This is a genomic window from Paenibacillus sp. J22R160 (genome assembly GCF_059692135.1).
Genome location: NZ_JCAUAU010000003.1, coordinates 216,834 through 231,123, shown reverse-complemented (window position 1 = coordinate 231,123; position 14,290 = coordinate 216,834). Strand labels below are relative to the sequence as shown.

The 14,290-nt window shown below is 42.2% G+C and carries 14 protein-coding genes; 10 read left to right on the top strand and 4 right to left on the bottom strand.

Going from position 1 to position 14,290, the window contains the following annotated elements:
- The first annotated feature begins 56 nt into the window (after window positions 1-56).
- The gene (locus AC58UW_RS08200) at window positions 57-1,013 is read left to right on the top strand and encodes a 3'-5' exoribonuclease YhaM family protein (RefSeq protein ID WP_497420204.1); all 957 of its coding nucleotides are present in this window, start codon (window positions 57-59) and stop codon (window positions 1,011-1,013) included.
- 39 nt (window positions 1,014-1,052) lie between these two features.
- Here the strand turns inward: AC58UW_RS08200 and AC58UW_RS08195 are convergent, their stop codons facing one another.
- Window positions 1,053-1,529 carry an Lrp/AsnC family transcriptional regulator gene (locus AC58UW_RS08195; protein WP_497420203.1) on the bottom strand — a complete coding sequence of 159 codons (477 nt, stop codon included), beginning with the start codon at window positions 1,527-1,529 and terminating at the stop codon, window positions 1,053-1,055.
- A 361-nt stretch (window positions 1,530-1,890) separates the two neighbouring features.
- On the opposite strand from AC58UW_RS08195, the gene AC58UW_RS08190 reads away from it, so the two are divergent.
- Window positions 1,891-3,792 (top strand): ATP-binding protein, encoded by a 1,902-nt coding sequence (locus AC58UW_RS08190; RefSeq protein ID WP_497420202.1) that lies wholly within the window; start codon window positions 1,891-1,893, stop codon window positions 3,790-3,792.
- Window positions 3,793-3,833: 41 nt separating this feature from the next.
- On the opposite strand, the gene AC58UW_RS08185 is transcribed toward AC58UW_RS08190, so the two are convergent.
- A complete protein-coding gene (locus AC58UW_RS08185; RefSeq protein WP_497420201.1) occupies window positions 3,834-4,073 on the bottom strand; it encodes an NHLP leader peptide family RiPP precursor in 240 nt (79 codons plus the stop codon).
- 282 nt (window positions 4,074-4,355) lie between these two features.
- The gene (locus AC58UW_RS08180) at window positions 4,356-5,294 is read right to left on the bottom strand and encodes a hypothetical protein (RefSeq protein ID WP_497420200.1); all 939 of its coding nucleotides are present in this window, start codon (window positions 5,292-5,294) and stop codon (window positions 4,356-4,358) included.
- A 252-nt stretch (window positions 5,295-5,546) separates the two neighbouring features.
- Between AC58UW_RS08180 and AC58UW_RS08175 the strand changes: the two genes are divergently transcribed.
- The 3 genes from AC58UW_RS08175 (at window position 5,547) to AC58UW_RS08165 (ending at window position 9,026) form a co-directional block, all read left to right on the top strand.
- Window positions 5,547-6,470, top strand: coding sequence for an ABC transporter permease (locus AC58UW_RS08175; protein ID WP_497420199.1), 924 nt, complete (start codon window positions 5,547-5,549; stop codon window positions 6,468-6,470).
- A 19-nt stretch (window positions 6,471-6,489) separates the two neighbouring features.
- Entirely contained in the window at window positions 6,490-7,383 is an 894-nt protein-coding gene (locus tag AC58UW_RS08170; protein ID WP_497420198.1) for a carbohydrate ABC transporter permease, read from the top strand.
- A 74-nt stretch (window positions 7,384-7,457) separates the two neighbouring features.
- Window positions 7,458-9,026 carry an extracellular solute-binding protein gene (locus AC58UW_RS08165; RefSeq protein ID WP_497420197.1) on the top strand — a complete coding sequence of 523 codons (1,569 nt, stop codon included), beginning with the start codon at window positions 7,458-7,460 and terminating at the stop codon, window positions 9,024-9,026.
- 49 nt (window positions 9,027-9,075) lie between these two features.
- On the opposite strand, the gene AC58UW_RS08160 is transcribed toward AC58UW_RS08165, so the two are convergent.
- On the bottom strand, window positions 9,076-11,337 hold the full coding sequence (locus tag AC58UW_RS08160; RefSeq protein ID WP_497420196.1) for an AraC family transcriptional regulator: 2,262 nt from the start codon (window positions 11,335-11,337) through the stop codon (window positions 9,076-9,078).
- A gap of 202 nt (window positions 11,338-11,539) precedes the next feature.
- On the opposite strand from AC58UW_RS08160, the gene AC58UW_RS08155 reads away from it, so the two are divergent.
- From AC58UW_RS08155 to AC58UW_RS08135, 5 genes are all read left to right on the top strand, one after another.
- Window positions 11,540-11,983 (top strand): MarR family winged helix-turn-helix transcriptional regulator, encoded by a 444-nt coding sequence (locus AC58UW_RS08155; protein ID WP_497420195.1) that lies wholly within the window; start codon window positions 11,540-11,542, stop codon window positions 11,981-11,983.
- 36 nt (window positions 11,984-12,019) lie between these two features.
- Window positions 12,020-12,358: a DUF1904 family protein gene (locus AC58UW_RS08150; protein WP_497420194.1), complete on the top strand. Its 339-nt coding sequence runs from the start codon at window positions 12,020-12,022 to the stop codon at window positions 12,356-12,358.
- On the top strand, window positions 12,359-13,279 hold the full coding sequence (locus tag AC58UW_RS08145; RefSeq protein WP_497420193.1) for an AEC family transporter: 921 nt from the start codon (window positions 12,359-12,361) through the stop codon (window positions 13,277-13,279).
- A 91-nt stretch (window positions 13,280-13,370) separates the two neighbouring features.
- Window positions 13,371-13,673, top strand: coding sequence for a hypothetical protein (locus tag AC58UW_RS08140; protein ID WP_497420192.1), 303 nt, complete (start codon window positions 13,371-13,373; stop codon window positions 13,671-13,673).
- Window positions 13,674-13,709: 36 nt separating this feature from the next.
- Complete coding sequence (locus AC58UW_RS08135) at window positions 13,710-14,075, top strand: DUF423 domain-containing protein (RefSeq protein ID WP_497420610.1); 366 nt, start codon at window positions 13,710-13,712, stop codon at window positions 14,073-14,075.
- Window positions 14,076-14,290: the final 215 nt, after the last annotated feature.

Here is a 14,290-nt window from a genome sequence, read left to right as displayed (position 1 = left end):
CCATTTTAGTCTTTTTCATAGTATAATAGTTCCTAATGACATGTGGAGGAACTAAAATGACTTTAATTAAGCAGCTTCAAGCACCAGAAGAATTTGTTGGTTTTTATCTCATTAAAGAATTAGAAGTTAAGCAAACGAACACGACGCCTGCTAAGGATTTCATGGATATCGTTCTATGCGACGCCAGCGGGCAGATTTCGGCGAAAATGTGGGACGTCAGCGCCGCAGATAAGGAAACCTTTTTCCCGATGACATTGGTGAAGGTTCAAGGGCTGGTTCAAACCTATCGCGATAGATTGCAAGTGAAAATTGGTAGAATACGCAAGGTACTGCCGGAAGATGGCGTACAAATGACTGATTTCATCCGGTCGGCTCCTATCTCTCCAGTCGATCTTATTCATACCATAAATGGCGTGTTGGAAAGCATCGAGAATCCAAACATTAAATCGATTGTTTCTTTTTGCGTGGCGAAGGTTGGGGAGAAGCTTAATCATTATCCTGCTGCCAAAACGCACCATCATGCCTATTTCGCGGGTCTAGCCTATCACATTGTGCGGATGCTGGAAATTGGCGAATTCATATGTAAACAGCGGCCATTTCTTAATCCGGATTTAATCAAGGCAGGCATCATTTTGCATGATATCGCGAAGCCAGAGGAGATGATTGCGCAGCTGGGTATCGTTACGGAGTACAGCGTGCAGGGCAAGCTGCTCGGGCATATTTCGATGGCGTCGAATTGGATTACGGAGGCGGCTTTGTACCATGCCTTGGATTTGCAATCCGATGTCGTTATCGGTCTGCAGCATATCGTGCTGTCGCATCATAATTTGCCGGAATGGGGAAGCCCGGTGCTGCCGCAAATTCCCGAAGCTGTTGCTTTGCATTATATCGATTCGATGGATGCGAAGCTGCAGATGGTCGAGGATACTTTGCAAGTCACTCCGGACACGGACGCATGGACGCCTATGATTCGCGGATTAGAGAATAAGGCGATGTATCGTTTGAATTTATAAGGAAAAACCGTCAGAGCTATTGAAGCCCTGACGGTTTTTTTAGGTTAATGAGTAAGGTTCAAAGCCCCAGCCCTTCCCCTGCTTAAACCGTTTGATTACCACTTGCGTGTTCACGCGAACAACGCCACTCCGTTTATAGATGTTTTGATACAAAAATGCCTCTAATGCAGCTTCATCTTTCAGCAGAGCATGCACATGCAGCGAACTGTTTCCTGTCATTTGATAAACCGAGATGACATTGGGATCAGCTGAAAGCTGATTGCCCACCTCTTCGGTAAAACGCGGCTCTACCTCCACTTCGAAAAAGGCACTGACCACCTTTCCTAATTTTGCAGCATTTAATCGAATGGTGAAGTTCTCGATGACTTCATTGTCGATCAGGTTTTCTACTCTTTTTTGAATAGCCACACGCGAAAGGTTGAGTATTTCGCCAATTTTGGCGTAGGAAAGGCAGCCATTGTTATGCAGCAGCCTGATAATTTCTTTATCCACTTGATCGAGATGGGAAAGCTCCATATGATATAACTCCTTACATAGAAAAATATATTCAGTTGATGATAAAGATGATATTTTACGAAAAATACTAAGAAGAGCGGTTGATGTCTCTTTATATGTTAATAAACATAACGTAAAATATAGATTATTTTAAATGTATGTAATATAAATTAATGCGTCAGAACGGTGGAGTGAAGAGAGAAATATGTATCACCACAGAGCCGAGAATATCTCAAGTAATTATCACCTCTTAATTGGTAAGAGTGGTCTATATTTGTTTGACTATTGTTTACTTGGTAAAAGAAGGGAAAGTGCGTATTCTGTCGAATTTCATTTATTGTTAAACATTGTAAGTTAAAGTTTGGACGGGGATGGTGAACACATGAAGCGGTTTTCTCAAACGCTTTGGTTAGTGGTACTTGTTGTTGTGTTGAGTAGTTCTTTTTTGATGCCGCGAGCATTTGCCAGCGAACTTTCAGATAGAATGCAAACGATTTCGGAGTATTCAATTATGTGGGGGAATCCGCCTGGTGGAATTGTAGACGTCAGTGCTGACGCGTCTTCTCCACAGTGGATAACGGTTAAGAAGGGTGAAGCTATTCCTAAGAAACCGAACGATATAACGACTGCGTGGATAAGGATTCAGCTGCCCTCGAACATTCCTAAGGATTATGGCGTATACATAGAAACGATTTATGCAAAAAAACTCTCAGTTTACATCAAACAAAAATTAGTTCAAGAAGTGTCACTAGATTATCCAAATGATCAACAAAGCACTTTATTTTCTGTTAGCAATGAAGATAGTGGGAGCACCGTGTTCTTAAAAATAGAGAATTCATTAGGGAGGGCGGGAATACTTTCAGATATAAAGCTAGATCTTTACATTGATCTGTTAAAAACTTATGTGCTAACGGATTATCAAAATATCATTTTAGGCTGCGCTTTACTATCAATTGCAGCAATATTACTAATCAGTGCTGTTTTTTTGAAAAAAAACCAACGCACTGATTGGCTTTTGCTTAGCATCTTGCTGTTATCACTCGGTACTATTTTTATCACTTACTCTCCTTTTATGTTTACGAACTACTCTAACTATGCGGCATTGTACAGTCTATTATTTGATTTTTCACTTGCCGTGTTTTTACCTGCATTAACCTATTATTTCGAACGGATATTTCTTACAAGAAAATTCAAATTGATTTATTGGTTTAGAAGGGTTCAAATGTTGTATTCCCTATTTATAATAGTTTTTAAGTTTACTAATATACTAACTGATTATCGCTTTTATACTATTTATTTCTTTTTTTCAGTCAGTTTACTAGGATACATTATGCTACTTCAGTTTACTATCATCATTGGAGCATCAATTATTCTCGTGTTGAAAGGAAATAAAGAAGCAATTATTTTTTCGGCTGGTTTTGCTTCGTTTGCTTTCATGTGTACTTTGGACCTTATATTCTACTATGATAGCCTACAAATGTACCAATTTCATTTTTGGAAATGGGGAGTTTTGGGATTTATTATTGCTCTAATTCTGATCTTATGTAAAAGATTTTCCAGTAATCATGAGAAAATGATTAAATATGCCAAAGAACTTGAATTTTATAATCATCAACTGCAACAATCGGAGAAGATGGAAATTATCAGCCAACTAGCTGCTTCTATTGCACATGAGGTCAGAAACCCGTTGCAGGTAACTAGAGGCTTCTTGCAACTTATAGCTACGCGTTCGGATGAGAAGAGTAAAGAATATATGGAAATTGCAATCGAAGAATTGGATAGAGCCTCTGTCATTATTACGGATTTCCTTACGTTTTCAAAACCGCATGGAGATGAGGTTGTGGAACTGAATCTATCCAAGGAATTTAGGCAGATTGAAGGAATCATTGATCCTTTGGTCGTGCTGCACAGTGGTAGGATATCCGTCGACATCGCTGATCATTTAGTTATCCAAGGAAATTCATCGAAGCTGAAACAGGTACTGATTAATATTATTAAAAATAGCATCGAAGCTTTCCGGGATGATGGATTGATTAGTATATGGGCGTATGAAATGCAAGGTCAAGTATTTATTCATATCAAAGATAATGGGGAAGGCATCGAAATTTCAAAACTAGAAATGTTAGGGAAACCTTACTACACAACCAAAGAAAAGGGTACAGGAATCGGACTCTTGGTCTCTTTTCGTATCATTGAAAAGATGAACGGAACTATTGAGTATAAAAGCCAAAAAAATATCGGTACGGAGGTTATCCTGAGATTTCCCGCTCTCGAAAAAAAATAACAAAAAGGTGCTGCTTAGACTGCATGCGGCACCTTTTTGTATTACCACCATTCTCTATCAGCACCCGCAGTCACCAAAACCTTAGCCGGATTAGCCGGAATAACAAGCACAAACTCCGTCGAGGTTTCTTCTACCGCTTTCACTGTAAAATCATCGGGGAGCGTAATACCGAAGGTTTCTCTTAATGCTGCCTTTGGGTTTGCAAGTAGTTGGTTTTTGAATGCTTCATCTTCCCATGCTTTTTGAATAATTTTCGCTTTTAATTGTTCATTCGATGACATGACAAGCCCCCCTTTAAATGTAACGGACATGGTAGCCGCTATTTCTGATTATTAGCATCGAAATTAGATGTTATCGGACTGAGGGGGCGTTATTCACTGTTAGTACCCTTGTTATGGGGTATTTCGAGAGGAATAACGTCGCACGGGTCTGTTAAATCCTGTTTCGTGCTGAAACGTCATGAATAGGGGCATTTCAGTCCGTTAGGCTCAGCGTTCTTCACGTGAACCGCTGGTTAATATTACCAATAAAAGAATTATAGCACGAATATTCTAAATATTCTATCAAAAATTGCTAGAATCCGACAAGAAATAGTATAAACCGCCAGAAAGAAGTTGGTTCCGCTTCTCTTTGATCTCTTTTGCCTTCATACGCAAACTATCCACAAGACCAAGATGAAATAGTGTAAGCTCCTTCATCGATATCTCTAACGCTAGCAACCTCTCATGATGCAAAAAAGCAATCTCGCTATATCCCTCCAGTTGATCACGGACATATATTTGCTGTTTGACCCACTCGGACGTCAATGAATCACTCTCTGTACGCCTGTCATCTCCTCGCAAAAAAGCAAGCAAACAATTATAAGAACCCTCGTCCAAATCGTCCTCCCAATCCGCCCAGTCGTCCAGCATTTGCAGGGTCACAAGCACCTGTTCAACTGCCCCCGTCACGACAGGGATCAGCTCATCCCGACCCGCGAGAATCAGCGCTCCAGTGCTGGCGTTTTTGACAGGACTTGCTTTCCAGGCAACCTTCCTTTGATCCGTGTGAAAGTAATCGCCACCTAGCTCACCTGTAACTGCTTCGGCCCATTCCAGTACGTAAGTCTCGTAATAAGGCCAGAAAGGGGACGGCGGCGGGAACAACGCTCTATACATCATTTGAAACTGCAATTGAAATAAGTTCGCGAGCGGTAGCTTGTCCCTATGCTCCCCTTTGGCAGCATCCATAATGTCATCTACAACAAAATAGTAGAGCATAACGAAAACGTTAGCTAAGCTCAGCCTTTTGACCGTATCATCCGGCAGATGAGCTACTTCCTGCATCCAATAAGGAAGCAAATAGCAGATATAATTTTTCGTGCTCTTCTCCTGACGCACATCAAATTTAGAGAAATAGACTAGTCCGTGATGATTCAGCGGCTCGGGGAATGCGCGAATAAGGCTTTCCGCTTCTGCAAATACCCCTTCCATATTCTCCTTATGTTCAGAGAGCCAATCCATAGGTCATATCCCCCTTTATTGGTATATTTTTGAAACAATCGTAGCATGAATACGAAGAGGACACAATCCTATTCCTTTATTAAACCTCGTCGTATCAACGATTTATCACACGCAGTTCACTGAAGTTAAAATTGTTCATACGCCAATTCACCATATTGTTCACACTCCTAGCGAAGCTTCACTACCCGGCTTCTATGCGCTGATTTATGATCGTCTCAAGACACATTGCCCCAAGGAGGATCGCACCCAAACATGCTCAAACGAAGAGGTTTTCTTTATGAAATCGTAACGAACAAAATATTGTTTCTCATGCTGCTGCCAACCCTGATCTTCTTCTTTATTAACTCGTATATTCCGATGGTTGGCATCTATTATGCATTCACACGGTTTGATTTCAATGCCGGCCTGTTCGGCAGTCCTTTTGTAGGCTTAGACAATTTCTCTTTTCTATGGAAATCAGGGATTTTAGTTAAATTAACGCTTAACACACTTGGTTATAATTTAGCATTCATCGTGTTTGGCAATGTTTTCGCCATTCTATGCGCTGTCCTGCTTAGTGAGATTCGCAGCGCTTGGTTTAAAAAAATAGCCCAGTCGGTGATGTTCCTGCCCTATTTCATCTCTTTTGTTATTCTGAGCGTCATCGTTTACAACTTATTCAACTATGAGAGCGGGTTTCTCAATACGATGTTGAAGGAATTCAGCTCTGAACCAGTCGATGTGTACAACACGCCTTGGGCTTGGGTTTTCCTCATTATTATCTTTTATTTGTGGAAAAATCTCGGGTACAGCATGGTCATCTATCTGGCGGCCATCACGGGTATCAGTGAAGAATACTATGAAGCTGCCAAAATCGACGGCGCGAATATTTTCCAGCGTGTCTGGCACATTACGATTCCTATGCTGAAGCCGACTTTTGTAGTGCTTCTCTTATTCTCTCTAGGCAGTATTATGAAAGGCCAATTCGATTTATTTTACCAGTTAATTGGAAATAACGGGATTTTGTTTAATGCAACCGATATCATTGACACTTATGTGTACCGCTCACTGAAGGTCACTTTCGATGTAGGGATGGCGACTGCAGCAGGGCTGTACCAATCCCTCTTCGGATTCATCTTGATCATTACCGTCAACTATATCATTCGAAAAATTAACGACGATTACGCTCTATTTTAGGGAAAGAGGTGCTGCTGGCTTGAGAATCAAGGACGAGAAATATATGTATTTGTTCCAAACAATGGCTTATGCCGTGATCATCATCTCTTTTCTAGTCTGCTTGTTTCCTTTCCTGATGATTATTTCGGCTTCGTTCACACAGAATGAATCCATTATTCGAAGTGGATATCACTTTATACCGAAGGTTTTCTCTATAGAGGGGTATAAGACGGTATTTCGATTTCCAGAGCAGGTGCTCAAAGCTTACGCTGTAACCATTTTCGTGACTCTTATTGGTACAGCTCTTGGATTGTTTTTCATGACGATGGCGGGCTATGTTCTACAGCGTAAGGACTTCCGATACCGCAATCATTTCTCGTTCTATATTTACTTTACGACGTTATTTGGCGGAGGCTTAGTCCCTTGGTATATCCTGCTGGCCAGCTATTTGAAGCTGACGGACACCTATGCGGTACTTGTGCTGCCAGGGCTCATGAGTCCGTTTCTGATTATCTTGATGCGAAGCTTCATGAAATCAGCTATTCCCGAAGAGCTCATTGAATCTGCCAAAATCGACGGTGCCAATGATTTCAAAATCTACTACAGTGTCGTTCTCCAATTGTCGATGCCCGGTATCGCGACCGTTGGGCTGTTCCTTGCCCTGCATTATTGGAATGGCTGGCTGTTGTCATCACTCTTCATCAATGATCCTAATAAGTATGAGCTGCAGTACTACTTGTACAACGTGATCAACACGATGCGCTTTGTCTCTCAGATGGGCGCTGGCACAGGGGTTGTTATGACTGGCGAAATGCCGACGGAGTCAACGAAAATGGCGATGGCTATTATCGTTACAGGACCGATTCTGTTTCTGTATCCGTTCGTTCAGCGTTATTTCGTCAAGGGATTGACAATCGGTGCTGTCAAAGGTTAGAACCGAAGAAGGAGCATGCAGGTTGGCAACCTTCTCGGCTGACATATAACTACACATCTAAAGGGAGGATTCAAATGAAAATGTTGGCAACACACCGATTCTCCGCCATTCTTTCCGGGGCGCTCTTTATCACGGCTCTTACAGGCTGCAGCAGTTCGCCAGAGCCTAAGCAAGGGAACGCAGCACCGGCAGCTAGTGCGGCTGCGCCGGCAGCGACCAAAGTGGATGCGCCGAAGAGAGAGAAGGTCGAGCTTCAATTCTACATGCTAGGTAACGCTCCCAAGGATCTGCAAATCATTCAGGACGAGGTCAACAAGCTAGCATTGAAAGATTTAAATACAACGGTGAAATTCAACTATACAACTTGGACGGACTGGGATCAGAAATATAAGCTTCTGCTTTCCTCTGGTCAGCAAGTGGACTTGATTTTTACGGCCGACTGGACACAATATCAATCCTACGCGAAAAAAGGTGCTTTCCTGCCGCTTGATGATATTTTGCCAAAGGCTGCGCCGACGCTGAACAAATATGTGCCGAAGGATATGTGGGAGGCCGTGAAAATTGACGGCAAAATCTATACCGTACCGGCAACATTCAAAGAGTATGTCACCAATGGCTTCGTTTGGCGTGAAGACTTGAGGGTCAAATACAATTTGCCAAAGCCTACCTCTATTGAAACGTTCGAGGTATACATGGACGGCATCAAGAAAAATGAGCCGAACATCCTGCCTTTTGCCAGCGGCGGAGATGGTAATTTGATCGTTAATGGGCTTCGTGACGTCGTTCACAACAGCGTTGGAGCACCACTTTACGGCATCGGGATCAACTACAATAAACCAGGTGAAGTTTACTCCTACTGGGGCTCTGAAGAGCACATGGGCGACATCAAAATCGCCAAGCGTTGGATGGATAAAGGCTTTATCCCGAAAAACGTTCTGAACGTGAAAGATTCGACGTGGGATCAGCTAGTCAGCGGCAAAGCTGCTGCAGAATTTGGCGATAATCCGGCACGCTTTAACGATTCTTTGAACAAAATGAAGTCGACACATCCAGACTGGAATCTTGACTATTATCCATTCCCGACTATCAAAGGTTATGCGCAGCCTGTTCACCCGATTCACAATGGCTTTGCCATTCCTAAGAGCAGTAAAAATGCTGAACGCGCACTTGAATTCTATGAGAAAATGGTTACCGATAAAGCGTACAATTGGCTTACTTCCTACGGTATCGAAGGTAAGAACTTCCAAGTTGAAAATGGCTACTACAAAATGGTTGGCGATAACAATTCCAATGGCTTCCCTCGTGAGTCGATGAACAGCTGGGCTTGGCGCAACCCTGATTTCATGCTGTTCGAGAAAAGCTTTGATGGGGTAAAAGCGATCTATAAGGATCTGGATAAAATTCAAAAACCAGATATCTTCACTGGGTTTGCTGAGGATTACAGCTCATATCAAGCAGAAAAAGCTGCGTTGGAGCAAGTGGAGAAGCAGTATTTATGGCCGTTGCAATTGGGTCTTGTTGCTGATCTGGATGCAGGCATGAAAACATTCATGGAAAAGGCGAAGCAAGCCGGACTTGAGAAGGTGCAAGCAGAGTATAAAAAGCAATGGCTCCAGTATGTGAGCGAAAAAGGAATTAAATAACAGGAAACGGCCGCCCTGCAGCGAACTGGTTGCAGGGCGGCCGTTTATTTCAGGTTGAAGCTTGATTGCCGGGTTCGAGTCCGGTTTTGCGGTAATCGGTGGGGGTTATGCCAAAATTCTTCTTAAACATTCGGTAGAAGTATGAGCTGTTGGTATAGCCGATCCTTTCGGCGATATCAGCGATGGGTAAATCCGAGTGCTTCAACAAATCTTTGGCGCGGTCCATTCGCATACAGTTAATGACATCCACGACAGCGTTCATGGTGTTCTGTTTGTAGACGCGGCTTAAATAAATCCGCGACATATCCATCTCATCGGCAATCCAATTTAAGCATAAGTTCGGATTGCCACAATGCTGCTCAATCATATCGTTGATTTTACGAATAAGATCGTCCTGCTTCATGCTTCGCTTGTCATCTAACCGCTTCTTCATTTCATCGAACAGTTCGAAAACGACGGCTTCAATTCCCTCAATCGTCTCCAACTTGGCTAAGGCATTTCTGGATAACTGTATGCTCATTGGGGCATCGAGGGAATTGTTTTTGAGAATTGTATGAAGGACGCCATTTAAAGTAATCGTTAATCGGGACAGTGTTGCTTGAAAAACACTTATCGGATAAGGTCTTGTTTCCTCAATAATCACGCTGTACAATTTCTTAGCTTCAGCAATTTTGCCGGCCATTAAAGCATCAATCAGCTTCTTCTCTTTTTCAACAGTAAATAGGTAGTCGTCTGTTTCTGGATATTGATGATCCAAGGAAGATATTAAACAGCCGGGTCCAAGAAACACGCGATGCTCAGAGGCTCCGACAACACTTCGATACAGGGACACCAAATCCTGAGGCTGAGAGCTGGGCGGACTGTAGGTGACGGAGAGACTTATTTTGAGCAGCTCGACAACAGCTTTTTGAATTTGTTTTAATAGCGCTAGAAGCATGCTCTGATCACCATCGAGAGGCGTGCTTCGGGCATTAATCAGCAGCACCGTGCTGTCATTCCCGATATCGACCGTTTCCACTTGGTACGCTTGCGAAGCTATTTCCGAGGAAATATTCATAATTGCATATTTGTACACGTGAAGGTCGTCCTGATGATTATGCAAAAAGGGCTGAAAACCATCAATTCGAAGCAGGATCAGACGATAATCGCTTTGGAAATCGAACGAAATGCCTAGCTCGCTGCGTTTTTCCCGCATCATTTTCGCCGTAATCGGCTCGTGACCTTGAATCAGTTTCCGCAAGACATCTTGCTTTAATGTAAATAAAGAATTTCGCTTATCGGATTCCAAGGAATTCATTTTCGTAACAATACGATCAATAGGGACATAAAGCTTGCGAGATAAGAGCCAGGAAACCAACAATCCAGCGACTAAAATGGAGATGCCAATGTAAATTGTCGTTGTTCGAATCTTATTGATTTTCTCCGTTATCGTTTGATAAGGTGTGATACGGATGTACCGCCACTCTAAGGAATCGGACGCTGTAAATGAAATTAAGGATTTCTTGCCACTCACTGTATCAATGAAGTAACCGGAGCCTTTACTACTCATAATATGTTTGGTAATTGTTGATTCGGCTGTTAATGCTTCTGCATAATTGGGAAGATCGCCGCTAAGCGTCCTGCCTTTATTATCAATAATAAACGAGCTGCTTGTTCCATTACTTTGCTGCTTGCCGATATCTTTATTAATCCAGTCCGTTGTGATATTGACGATAATGGCTGAATTGAGCGCATTGTTATTGCCGATTGCATCATAACATAGGTACGTGTAGACATTGCTTTTTTGTGTGCTTGACGCACTTTTTAAGTAGGTACGCGGTATAGGCACGAAGGGCTTGAACTCTTGGAAATGATCCAATACGTTCAAAATGTCTTTGTCGACCAACTCTTCTTTGGTCATTAAACCATTCTGCCCAGAGCCCGAGGCTATGTAGACATAATTGGCTTTCGGGTTGTAGACATAGATGGAAGCAATGTAAGGCATGGAATTTAAATAATTGTTCAATTCTCGCATGGCAGCAGTGGTATCATAGATATCTGGGTTTTCATAAAACATCAGTTTGCTGATATTGCCGTTCCGGTACAATTGAAATGTAAGCGATTGCGCACTTTCCGTCATTGAGATCACTTCGCGGCTCGTTTGGGTTAAATTCTCTAAATCGGTTTGATAGACCTGGTTCAAGTTAATGTTTCTGTAATTCACAAAATAAATGGTGGAGGATACAAGCAGCGTAAGAACCGTACAGAGAATTGTAGTCAGTAAAAGTTTAATGTACAACTTGCGATTGTCACCGGAAAAATTCACATTCACAGGCGCGCCTCCCCACACGGACTAACGGTTACAGTGATTTCAAGTAGTAATACCATATCACCCTAATAGAGAATGGCACAAGATGAAATCATACAACATTTATGAACTTATCTGACTATTCACATTGACAGTGGGGTTATTTTTATATACATTTGAAACAAAACGATTGTTCACAATATGACTTGGAAAGGAAGCCGATCACATGAGCACCAATGAATTATTAAAACTTGAAAATCAGCTCTGCTTTAGTTTATATGCAAGTTCGAGAGCTATTACACGGATGTATCGTCCTTTTCTTGAGGGTTTGGGAATTACCTATCCTCAGTATTTGGTGCTGCTCGTTCTTTGGGATCAAAAAGAGAGCACCGTTAAGGAGCTTAGCGAGAAGCTGGATCTAGATTCAGGCACGTTGACGCCGATGCTCAAACGGATGGAAGCTCAGCAGTTGATAGAGCGGAAAAGGTCAATCGAAGACGAGCGTGTTGTGAACATTGTCATTACGGAAGCTGGCCTTGTGCTATATGAAAAAGCATTTTGCATACCGCAGACGCTGCTTGAATCAAGCGGACTGTCTCTAGAAGAGATTCATAATTTCAATATTCAATTGAAACGTATTATTACAAGCGTAAACGCATCAGCGAAGTGATAAGCCTTACGGCAATAACGGATTGGAGTTAGAAGCATGCCTAGATTAACGTTTAGAGGAGTATCCGTCGAACAAGTTTGTGGAATGAGTGAGAGCTTAGTTGAACAGCTTGCTGCTATTTGCGAATGTGACACCGATAATTTTACACTAGAGTGTGTGCAGCATCCGGCTATATTCGGTGGTAAAATCGTTCCAGCCTACCCGTTTGTTGAAGTCGCCTGGTTTGAAAGAGGGGACCAGATCAGGGATGCCGTCGCTACGGCAGTTACAACCCATGTCCTTGGGCTTGGCTTGCCTGAGGTTGAAGTTGCTTTTACGACCTACAGCAAGGATGCGTACTACAGCAACGGAACTTCATTTAAGCGAGGATCATAAATGAGTTATTTTGTTTATATTTTAGTCAATAATATTGTGCCAATCTCGATCATGATTGCGATTGGTGCCGTCATGTATCGTGCTTTTCATCTAGATATTAAAACATTATCCAAGCTCAATTTCTATGTTTTTTCTCCCGCAATCGTTTTCGTAAAGCTGTATGAGTCTGAAATGAACCTAAATGTCATTATGCAGGTTCTTTTGTTTTTCGTCTTGTTTTTTAGCCTTCTTTTTGCAGTAATAGAGGTCTATATACGGATTAGAAAAATGCAGAGAGGCATGCGGATTGCCATGCGAAATAGTGTTATTTTCTATAATAGCGCCAATTACGCGCTGCCGCTTAATCAAACCGTATTCGGCGGGAATGCCTATACCCTTTCCATTCAAATTATCATTATGATTATGCAAAATTTGATTCCTAACACGTACGGGATCTACACGTTAAATGCTCACAAATCAACCTGGAAGGCAACGATGAAGACGATCTTATCTTTACCCGTCATATATGCGATCCCAGTTGCATTGCTGCTGAGATATTTCCATTTGCCAGTCCCTTCTTCCATTCATCTGCCGCTGACGTATATTTCCGATGCCTTCATGGCAACTGCACTCTTAACTCTTGGTGTACAGTTAGGCGGGATGAAGTGGGAATTTCATTTCTCCAATGTGGTTGTCTCGAATATTTTGCGGCTAATTGCGGGACCGTTGCTCGGATTTTTTGTCGTGTGGATACTTGGAATCGATGGGCTGACTGCACAGGCGCTAGTCATTTCATGTGCCGTGCCAACCTCCCTTAGCAGCGTGCTGCTGGCGATTGAGTATGAGAATGAACCAGAGTTTTCCTCACAGGCGGTGTTTACATCCACCTTGTTTAGCATGTTTACGATTCCAATCGTCATCTATTTTGTGGGTTTTCTGTGAACATTCTTGGTCATACGGAATGATGCAGGAATTTCGACATTTTCCGGCGAATTGGTAAATAAACTTTACTAATTAGAGGGGGCAATTATTGATGAAGTACCAAATTTGCCAGTATGTTACGATTGTGGACATGAATGAAGAAATTTTATCCGAGGTATTATTTGAACACGGGGAGTTCGAGTCTAGCGCTCTTTCCATTGGTTCTTCCGTCCTGATTTATGAACTGGGACTTAAGCAGTTCGAAGTCGTCTATGACAAAAGAGAAGGCAAAATAGCCCGCAATAAAATTGTAGATATTGAGATCGATTTAATTAAACAACCGACAGTCACCAAGGTCTATTTAGAGCCAGTACGCTTAATCGTCGGGCAACATGATATCGGCCAAGTGGAATAAATTGAAGCTTTAGAGAAGGGAAGAATGGAAACCATGATGAAACTTTTTGTGCTAATCGGCAGTTTGAATGCTTTTCTTTCTGTCGCACTAGGCGCTTTCGGGGCACACATCTTGAAACAAAAATTAACGCCAGAAAAACTAGACGTTTTTCAAACAGGTGTGCATTATCACATGATTCATGCGGTTGCGCTAATTGCCATTGCCATTTTGTCGGACAAGCTGGGGAACACTTCGATGGTGAATGCTTCCGGTTGGGCGATTTTTATCGGAATCATCTTATTCTCGGGCAGTTTATATGCGCTTAGTTTGACAGGAATCAAATTTTTTGGACCGATTACACCGCTTGGCGGATTGAGTTTCTTAGTGGGATGGATTCTGTTAGCCATTGCCGCTCTAAAATAATAAATCTGGAAAGAGTCAGGAGATTCCGACTCTTTTTTCTTTATTTTGTGCCGTATTTGCAGGAAAAGCTCGATTTATGTAGAAAGTAGTGTTTAATGGAAATGATTTTAACCTACATATGGACTTTTACAGGAATGTCGGATGAATCACACAAAGAGCGGGAGAAGGAACGGCAGTCAGTGAGACGCTTCCGATTACCTAGAGTGAGATCGTAA

Excerpts from the sequence above, each read along its gene's own strand:
- AC58UW_RS08200 (WP_497420204.1), top strand. The coding sequence starts at position 57 with ATGACTTTAATTAAGCAGCTTCAAGCACCAGAAGAATTTGTTGGTTTT.
- AC58UW_RS08195 (WP_497420203.1), bottom strand. The coding sequence starts at position 1,529 with ATGGAGCTTTCCCATCTCGATCAAGTGGATAAAGAAATTATCAGGCTG.
- AC58UW_RS08190 (WP_497420202.1), top strand. The coding sequence starts at position 1,891 with ATGAAGCGGTTTTCTCAAACGCTTTGGTTAGTGGTACTTGTTGTTGTG.
- AC58UW_RS08185 (WP_497420201.1), bottom strand. The coding sequence starts at position 4,073 with ATGTCATCGAATGAACAATTAAAAGCGAAAATTATTCAAAAAGCATGG.
- AC58UW_RS08180 (WP_497420200.1), bottom strand. The coding sequence starts at position 5,294 with ATGGATTGGCTCTCTGAACATAAGGAGAATATGGAAGGGGTATTTGCA.
- AC58UW_RS08175 (WP_497420199.1), top strand. The coding sequence starts at position 5,547 with ATGCTCAAACGAAGAGGTTTTCTTTATGAAATCGTAACGAACAAAATA.
- AC58UW_RS08165 (WP_497420197.1), top strand. The coding sequence starts at position 7,458 with ATGAAAATGTTGGCAACACACCGATTCTCCGCCATTCTTTCCGGGGCG.
- AC58UW_RS08155 (WP_497420195.1), top strand. The coding sequence starts at position 11,540 with ATGAGCACCAATGAATTATTAAAACTTGAAAATCAGCTCTGCTTTAGT.
- AC58UW_RS08150 (WP_497420194.1), top strand. The coding sequence starts at position 12,020 with ATGCCTAGATTAACGTTTAGAGGAGTATCCGTCGAACAAGTTTGTGGA.
- AC58UW_RS08145 (WP_497420193.1), top strand. The coding sequence starts at position 12,359 with ATGAGTTATTTTGTTTATATTTTAGTCAATAATATTGTGCCAATCTCG.
- AC58UW_RS08140 (WP_497420192.1), top strand. The coding sequence starts at position 13,371 with ATGAAGTACCAAATTTGCCAGTATGTTACGATTGTGGACATGAATGAA.
- AC58UW_RS08135 (WP_497420610.1), top strand. The coding sequence starts at position 13,710 with ATGAAACTTTTTGTGCTAATCGGCAGTTTGAATGCTTTTCTTTCTGTC.